The sequence below is a fragment of the Cupriavidus sp. YR651 genome, assembly GCF_900101625.1.
Lineage (GTDB): Bacteria > Pseudomonadota > Gammaproteobacteria > Burkholderiales > Burkholderiaceae > Cupriavidus.
Genome location: NZ_FMYZ01000038.1, coordinates 1 through 7,501 on the forward strand (window position 1 = coordinate 1; position 7,501 = coordinate 7,501).

A 7,501-nucleotide genomic window follows, 5' to 3' on the forward strand; every position below is an offset into this window, starting at 1 on the left:
CGCCCAGCGCCGGCGCGGCCCACGAGGTGGTCTTGAAGAAGGTGGTGGGGATGATGTTCTGGATCTGCGGGGTGCCCGGCAGCGAGTCCATCGTGAACGAGAACGCGCCCAGCGCGATGGCGCCCGGCATCAGGCGCTTGGGGATGTTGCTCTGGCGATAGAGTTCGGCGGCAAACGGATAGACCGCGAACACCACCACGAACAGGGACACGCCGCCGTAGGTGAGCAGCGCGCAGACCGCGACGATGACCGCATTGGCGCGCGAGCGGCCGATGTAGCGGATGGCGGCGGCGACGATCGACTCGGAAAAGCCCGAGAGCTCGATGACCTTGCCGAAGACGGCGCCGAGCAGGAACACGGGGAAATAGAGCTTCACGAAGCCGACCATCTTCTCCATGAAGATGCCGGAGAACACCGGGGCGACGGCCGAGGGATCGGTGAGCAGCACGGCGCCGAGCGCGGCGATCGGCGCGAACAGGATCACGCTGAGTCCGCGATAGGCGGCAAACATCAGGAACGCCAGCGCGGCGAGCACGACAACAAAAGACATGAGGTCTCCGAGGATTTGTTCTTGGACGCGTCGAGGGGCCTCAGGCAGGCCGCCGCGCGTAGTTGTCCCCGTCTGTGTTTTGCGGGGGCCGCTTGCGATTGCACGCTTTGTGCCAGCGTTGAAAAATGCTTCATGCAGCCTTTTTCGCGTCCAAACTCGTGCGGACGAAGGCTGTTGTCTCGATTTGAAGACTAGACACGGAGACCCCGGACGCAGGCGTCCACGATATGAGACACTCCGCGTCTCCGAATCGAGAACGACAGCAGCATGCAAAAGATCGCCGACGCGGGAGGCGCCCTCCTGTTTGACTACGACTACGTGGCCCGCAGGGCGATGGAGTCCCTCTTCCGCACCTTCGAGAACTTCAGCGAGGGCACCTTCGTCGTCGACGAACATGCGCGCGTGGTGTGGATCAACAAGCGCTACGCCGCCCGCTTTGGCTTCAGCAATCCGCAGGAGGCTATCGGCCGGGATTGCGAACAGGTCATCCCCAACAGCCTGATGCGCGAGGTGGTGGCCACGGGCAAGCCGATCCTGCTGGACATCCTGGAGACGGACCGCGACCCGATGATCGTCACGCGCCTGCCGATCAAGGACGACGACGGCCGGACCATCGGCGCGGTGGGCTTTGCCTTGTTCGACGAACTCAAGGCGCTGACCCCGCTGTTCGCCCACTATTCGCGCGCGCAGTCCGAACTGGCCGCCGCGCGGCGATCGCTCGACCAGGCGCGCCGGGCCAAGTACACCTTCGCGAGCTTTGTCGGCGCCAGCCCGGCCGCGCAGGAGGTCAAGCGCCAGGGGCGGCGCGCGGCGCTGGTGGAGTCGCCGGTGCTGCTGCTCGGTGAAACCGGCACGGGCAAGGAACTGCTGGCGCACGGCATCCATGCGGGTTCCGCGCGCGCCGAGCAGCCGCTGGTCACGGTCAACGTGGCGGCCATCCCCGATACCTTGCTGGAAGTCGAGTTCTTTGGCGCCGCGCCGGGGGCCTATACGGGCGTCGACCGCAAGGGCCGCGTCGGCAAGTTCGAGCTGGCCGATGGCGGCACGCTGTTTCTCGACGAAGTCGGCGACATGCCGTTGATGCTGCAGAGCAAGCTGCTACGCGCCCTGCAGGACAAGGAGTTCGAACCGCTGGGGTCCAACCGCATCGTGCGCTCGGACGTGCGCATCATCGCCGCGACGTCGGCCGACCTGCCGGCGCTGGTCGCGGCCGGCAAGTTCCGCGCCGACCTCTATTACCGGCTCAATGTCCTGACGATCGAACTGCCCGCGCTGCGCGAGCGGCGATCCGACCTGCTGCCCCTGGCCTACGCCATCATCGAGGAGCTGTGCATCAAGGCGGAACGCAATGCGCCCGGCCTGTGCGAGGACGCGCTGCAACTGCTGGGCGAATACGACTGGCCGGGCAATGTGCGCGAATTGCGTAATGTGCTGGAGCGCGTGGTGATGCTCTGCGACGAGGACACCATCGACGCCGCGACGCTCGCACCACTGCTCGGCAGGCGCTCGGCAGCGACGTCTGTTGCGGCGGTTGCTTCCGCCACGCCTGCGGCACTCGCGCCGGCGGACGCGCCGACCGAACCGGAGGCACCCAGCCTGACGCCGCCCGCTGTCACACCTGCTGTCACACCAGCTTCGCTCTCATCGCCCTCAACTCCCGCCTCGCCCGCATCGGCGGCGCCGACCGTTGCGGCAATGCCCGCGCAATCCTACGCAGAGGCCATGGCCCGGTTCGAAGCCGCCTTCCTCGCGCAAGCGCTCGACGCCTGCGGCGGACGCGTGGCGGACGCGGCCGCCCACATCGGCATCAGCCGGGCGGCGTTCTACAAGAAGCTGGCCGCGCTGAAGCCCGGGGCTGCCGACTCCGCCTCGCCGTCTTCCTCGCTATAAAAGAAGGCCGGGTGCCGAAGCGGCCACCAGCGCTTCAATTCATCGGCGGAACCACAGCAGCGACAGCGCGCACGCCGCGACCAGCAGCAGGACCGCGCCCGCCGCCAGCAAGGCACTGATTTCGACTTCCTTGCGCTCCAGCGCAAAACGGGCGCTCAGCTGGCGATACACCTGCGTCAGGTCCGCGGCCGAACCAGCCTGGAAGTACTCGCCGTCAGTGAGCGCCGCGACCTCGCGTAGCGTTGATTCATCCAGCTGTATGGAGAAAGACAGGCTCGACACGGCCGCACCCGCGTCCTGCGGCGTGCCGAAGCCCACGGTATAGACGCGCACGCCGCGCTGGGCGGCCATGCGCGCGGCGTCCAGAGGGTCCGGGCCGGTGGTGCGGCGACCATCGCTGAGCAGGATCACCGCACCGTGCCGGTAAGAGCCCGGCTGCACCTCCACCCCCTGCTGCTCACGCTTGCGGACGGCGTCCGCCGCGGCGGCCTCTGTCAGCGATCGGCCGCCGGGCCCGGGTGCGAGCGACTCGCCACTGAAGAGAATCGTTTCGAGGTCGATGCCGTCATCGGGGAACAACACCGCCAGCGCCTGGATCAGTCCGCTGCCGGTCGCCGTGCCGTGCTGGAGTTGGAAGCGATCGATCGCGTCGAGCATGTCCAGCCGCTTATCGGTGGGGGGCAGCACCACGGTCGCCGTGGCGGCAAAAGAAACAATGCCCAGGCGCACGCTGGCCGGCAGGCCGACGACGAGATCCCGCGCGGCATGCTGGGCGGCGCCGATCCGGGTGGGCGCGACGTCGGTCGCCGCCATGCTGCGGGAGGTATCCATGGCCAGTACCAGTGTGATGGTATCGGACGGCAGCGTGATGGTCGCGGTAGGACGCGCGCAAGCCAGCAGGGCTGCGCCCAGCGCGAACAAGAAGAGTAGCGGCGGGATATGACGCCGCAGTCGTTGGCTGCGACCCAGCACGGCGCGCGGCAGTGCAAGACTGGCATACAACAGGGCGACTTTTTTGCGCCGCGCAATCAGGTACAGGTAAGCGGCTGCCAGCAGGGGAAGCGAGAGCAACAGCCAGAGCATCTGCGGCCAGAGAAACTGCATGCCCTGCTCCTTGGCGCCAGGGGGTAAGACGATGGTAGTGCATTTTCCACGTCGGGACGGAACCTCCAGGGCAGCGATGAATGGTTCGGCGGGGACTCGACTCGGCGTGGCATTGTCGCTTCCGACGCAACTCTGAGTCGAGGCGCAGGCCGTTTTTCATTTGCATCGACCGGCCTAGAGTGAGCCCGTTTTGGATGACTTCAAATGGGCTAGCACTATGTCTTCTTTGTTCGATCCGTACGATCTTGGACCATTCCGCCTCAAGAACCGTGTTGTCATGGCACCCATGGAGCGCTCGCGCGCGCGCAATCCGGACTGGGCGCCACTACTCGGCACAGCCCGCTACTTTGCGCAGCGCGCGGGGGCCGGTCTCATCGTGACTGGCAGCATCGCCATCAGCGAATGGGCGCGCACCTGGGCGTTCGAGCCCGGCCTGTACACCCCGACCCAGATCAAGGCCTGGCGCCATGTCACCGGAGAGGTTCACGATCATGGCGGGGTGATCTTCGGGCAGATCAGGCATGGTGGCCGCGCGAGTCACGTTTCACATCAGCCGAATCGCCAGCCGACAGTCAGCTCTACCGACACCGGGGCGACGAAAGCGATTTCCATGGCGTTCGATGAGAGTGGCCAACCCGCCTTTCTGTTGCAAGGCAAGCCTCGTGCGTTGCGCACCGACGAGGTGTCCCAGATCGTCGGCGAATTTGCTCAGGCTTCGCGCAATGCTCGCGAAGGTGGATTCGACGGTATCGAGATCCACGGCGCCAATGGTTACCTTCATGATCAGTTCATCAATGGAACGCTTAACACCCGCGACGACCGGTACGGTGGCTCGATCGCGAATCGTCTTCGCTTCACGCTTGAGACGGTCGATGCGGTTATCGACGCCATCGGTGCCGAGCGTACTGGCATCCGCCTCTCGCCCTTCGGCCGCTACAACGAAATGCCGGCTTTCGATGACCAGGCCGAGACGTACCTGACGCTTGCGTCCGAGCTTTCGAAGCGTGGCATCGCCTATGTGCACATCAGCGACCAAACCCGATGGGCTGACGATGTCTCCATTCCCGAACATTTTCTCCGGGCGTTTCGCGGCGCCTTTCGGAGACCGTTGATACTCGCCGGCGGCTACCTCCGGGATAACGGACAGGCAGCCATCGATTCGGGAGAGGCGGATCTGATTGGGATCGGGAAGCCCTTCATCGCAAACCCAGACCTGATCGAGCGCCTGCGCAACGACTGGCCGCTTAATCAATGGGATGAGGAGACGTTCTATACGGCGGGAGCCAGGGGCTACACGGACTACAGCGCCTACGAGTAGGACGGCGGCGTATCTCCTGCCCTGAAGTTTTTCCGCAATCGGGTGAACGCGGCGGGCCGACAGCGCTTTGCCGCTGCCCGACTGCTGGAGCGAAGCGTGTCTATTCAACTTCGCTCACGCGAGGCAAGCGCCTTATCGCCCGGGTGCCGCTACCGGGAATTGAAGCGCGCGGTCGAGCAGGGCATCGACAATGACGCGAAGTTTCGCCGGCAACGCTGGTGTTCGCGCCCACAACAGGTTGATGGGCACCTCGCCGCCCGACATCCCGTCGAGCACGGTGACAAGATGGCCGCTCCTGATGTCATCCTGGACCATCCACAGCGGGAGCTGACCGAGCCCTTGCCCCGACTTGATCGTCGCCAGCACCATCTCGAAGTCGCACGCCCTGTGTTTGATCGGTACGGTATGCGGAACGACCGAGCCGTCAGGCTGCTTGAGCAACCATGCCATGCGACGCGTGGAATTCCAGCCAGCAATGCAATCGTGATGGGCAAGATCGGCCGCATGCTGGGGCGCGCCACGTGCAGCGACATACGCCGACGATCCGCAAATGACCATGTGTTGCACGCCTAGCCTTCGAGCGACCAGATCGGTGGAGTCGCCGGGTTCGCCAATACGCACGGCGAGATCGATGCCCTCATCGATCAGATCGACCAGCCGGTCGGTGAAACTGACGTTGAGCTGCAAGGCGGGACATTGGGCCGCCACCTCGAGCAAGACCGGCATCACGTATAGCCGACCGAACGCGGTCGGGAGGTCAATGCGAACCTGACCTGCCGGGCAGTTCTGCGCGAGCTTCAGAATGTTCTCGCCACGTTGTAGTTCATCCAACGCGGCCGCGCAATGTTCCAGCCACGCTTCGCCATAGGACGTCAGCGTAAGACGACGCGTCGTGCGGTGCAGCAACTTGGCATCAAGTCGTGCCTCCAGGCGCGAAACCGCGCGAGCGACCGCTGACTTCGTCAGACCAAGCTCATCGGCTGCAGAAGTAAAGGTACCCAATCGCGCAACCGCCACGAACTCCGCGATGCCATCGAACTGCAGGCTGGTAGGAAAATCGGAAGGCATATATCTCCAATGCCGGGATACCGGACGGCGCTTTCGAGCTTCGCATGTTCGAGCAGCCACTGCACCGTCCGAAGACTTTTCGTAGCCGCAGGGAGTTTAAACAAAGCGCGCGAGGCAAAGCTGGTTAAAGACGCCGCGCCATGATTTTTCGGTGCTCAGAAACCTTGGGATGATGAGGTCGTTTTCGCTCTGAATATTACACATGAGCTCGGGGGCACGTTTGCCAATCAGCGTGTTGACCGGGTGAATCCTCAACTCTTAGCGGACTTTCCAAGATCGCGAAAGCCGACGTTGAAGGTGCGGTTCACAAGGATCAACGAAAGGCGCGCTTAATGAGTTGGTCCGGCGGCGTAAGACCACACTTTTTTACTCCCTGTGAGCTACCCCATCCATGAAGAACTCGATGGTGGCTCATTCCTCCGAGCAGGATCTGGTAAGAGCGCTGCTCGGCCAGAATTCGGCCGTTGAATCGGTCTTTCAGATAGAAAATGAATGGCCTGATCTCGTAAAAATCAAGGTCACCATATGCAAGACCTATGTAGTACCGGATGCCATCGCTCGTCCGAACCACACGACGGTCATCGCAGCGATTGTGGATCGCGGCTTCGCTTTCTTCCTCGCTTGAGACGAGAAGCAGATGGTGTTCACGACAGGCCTCCGGTATGCCGATGGCACGTCCGATAGATGAGCGCGAATAGGCCACTGCACGAAGCGGATCAGAGCCCCGGAAGAGATTGGGGAGCACAGCCGCCGGATCATATTCTAGATCCAGCGCCGGCAATTGCGCCGCACCAATTGGTTCCATGTTCTTCTGAAAGTGCCGGCAATTTTCCAGCCGTCGAGCCGCTCCTCCAGACCGGTTCCGGATAGTATGGCAGTGCCATCCGCGGAATTCTCGCGAACATCCTCCGTGGCTTGCTCGCGACAAAGCCTCTCGAATCTTGCGAGCTTTATCTCGTCTGTCACGCCGATCCAGTTCCAAGCAAAAGCCACCAGAATCAGAATAGATGCGATCCAAGTGAAAATCTTCTTCATGTTAGTTGGCCATTTCACTGGATAACCCGACCAGACTAGGCATAGCGGGCGAGGAGTAGGTTCTCAGAGTTAGGTTTAAGGGTAAAGGCCCTTAATACAAAACGCGGATGAACGTACCACTGTACTTGGGGGTTGAGCCATATTTTTTGGGAGAGGGGTGTCAGCAGTTCACAACATGGTAGTGGTAGATCCCGGCGGATGTGATCGCGCCCTCCGCGCGAGCTGAACAAACGACCGCTTCTGGCCGAGGCCGTGTGGAAACGGTCAGTGGGCTGCCCTGGTCGCGTCCATATACGTAGGTCGCGCCTGGCGTTCCTTTCGGTGTCGATTCAGTGCCGATTCGACACCGAAGGCAGTAATGCCTTCCTAATTGGCTGTGAGGCTCCTCACGAGCGTTAAAAGATCGCCAAGAAGGGCTTATGCCCCCGCCAGCTTTACCGCTTTCATCATTTTGGCGATTCCTAGCACCCTGATTACCCGTTTGAGATTGTATGCGAGCACGTGCAGGCTCATTTCAGTGCTTACATGCTCTAACG

Annotated in this window: 6 protein-coding genes and 1 pseudogene; 3 read left to right on the forward strand and 4 right to left on the reverse strand. The window is 62.6% G+C overall.

What is annotated here, in order from left to right:
- A pseudogene (locus tag BLR29_RS31675) lies at positions 1 to 550 on the reverse strand (GntP family permease); the annotation flags it as partial.
- 267 nt (positions 551 to 817) lie between these two features.
- Between BLR29_RS31675 and BLR29_RS31680 the strand changes: the two are divergent.
- Entirely contained in the window at positions 818 to 2,440 is a 1,623-nt protein-coding gene (locus tag BLR29_RS31680) for a sigma-54 interaction domain-containing protein (protein WP_092144058.1), read from the forward strand.
- Positions 2,441 to 2,479: 39 nt separating this feature from the next.
- Here BLR29_RS31680 and BLR29_RS31685 read toward each other — a convergent pair whose 3' ends face one another.
- The gene (locus tag BLR29_RS31685; RefSeq protein ID WP_092144059.1) at positions 2,480 to 3,544 is read right to left on the reverse strand and encodes a VWA domain-containing protein; all 1,065 of its coding nucleotides are present in this window, start codon (positions 3,542 to 3,544) and stop codon (positions 2,480 to 2,482) included.
- Between the two features lie 217 nt (positions 3,545 to 3,761).
- On the opposite strand from BLR29_RS31685, the gene BLR29_RS31690 reads away from it, so the two are divergent.
- A complete protein-coding gene (locus BLR29_RS31690) occupies positions 3,762 to 4,862 on the forward strand; it encodes an alkene reductase (RefSeq protein WP_092144060.1) in 1,101 nt (366 codons plus the stop codon).
- Positions 4,863 to 4,994: 132 nt separating this feature from the next.
- On the opposite strand, the gene BLR29_RS31695 is transcribed toward BLR29_RS31690, so the two are convergent.
- Positions 4,995 to 5,930, reverse strand: coding sequence for a LysR family transcriptional regulator (locus BLR29_RS31695; RefSeq protein WP_092144063.1), 936 nt, complete (start codon positions 5,928 to 5,930; stop codon positions 4,995 to 4,997).
- Between the two features lie 391 nt (positions 5,931 to 6,321).
- Between BLR29_RS31695 and BLR29_RS31700 the strand changes: the two genes are divergently transcribed.
- A complete protein-coding gene (locus BLR29_RS31700) occupies positions 6,322 to 6,555 on the forward strand; it encodes a hypothetical protein (protein WP_143018588.1) in 234 nt (77 codons plus the stop codon).
- 137 nt (positions 6,556 to 6,692) lie between these two features.
- On the opposite strand, the gene BLR29_RS31705 is transcribed toward BLR29_RS31700, so the two are convergent.
- Positions 6,693 to 6,965 (reverse strand): hypothetical protein, encoded by a 273-nt coding sequence (locus tag BLR29_RS31705; protein WP_092144069.1) that lies wholly within the window; start codon positions 6,963 to 6,965, stop codon positions 6,693 to 6,695.
- Positions 6,966 to 7,501: the final 536 nt, after the last annotated feature.

Bases quoted from the DNA above. Each gene is read 5' to 3' on its own strand.
- BLR29_RS31680 (WP_092144058.1), top strand. From the start codon at position 818: ATGCAAAAGATCGCCGACGCGGGAGGCGCCCTCCTGTTTGACTACGAC.
- BLR29_RS31685 (WP_092144059.1), bottom strand. From the start codon at position 3,544: ATGCAGTTTCTCTGGCCGCAGATGCTCTGGCTGTTGCTCTCGCTTCCC.
- BLR29_RS31690 (WP_092144060.1), top strand. From the start codon at position 3,762: ATGTCTTCTTTGTTCGATCCGTACGATCTTGGACCATTCCGCCTCAAG.
- BLR29_RS31695 (WP_092144063.1), bottom strand. From the start codon at position 5,930: ATGCCTTCCGATTTTCCTACCAGCCTGCAGTTCGATGGCATCGCGGAG.
- BLR29_RS31700 (WP_143018588.1), top strand. From the start codon at position 6,322: ATGAAGAACTCGATGGTGGCTCATTCCTCCGAGCAGGATCTGGTAAGA.
- BLR29_RS31705 (WP_092144069.1), bottom strand. From the start codon at position 6,965: ATGAAGAAGATTTTCACTTGGATCGCATCTATTCTGATTCTGGTGGCT.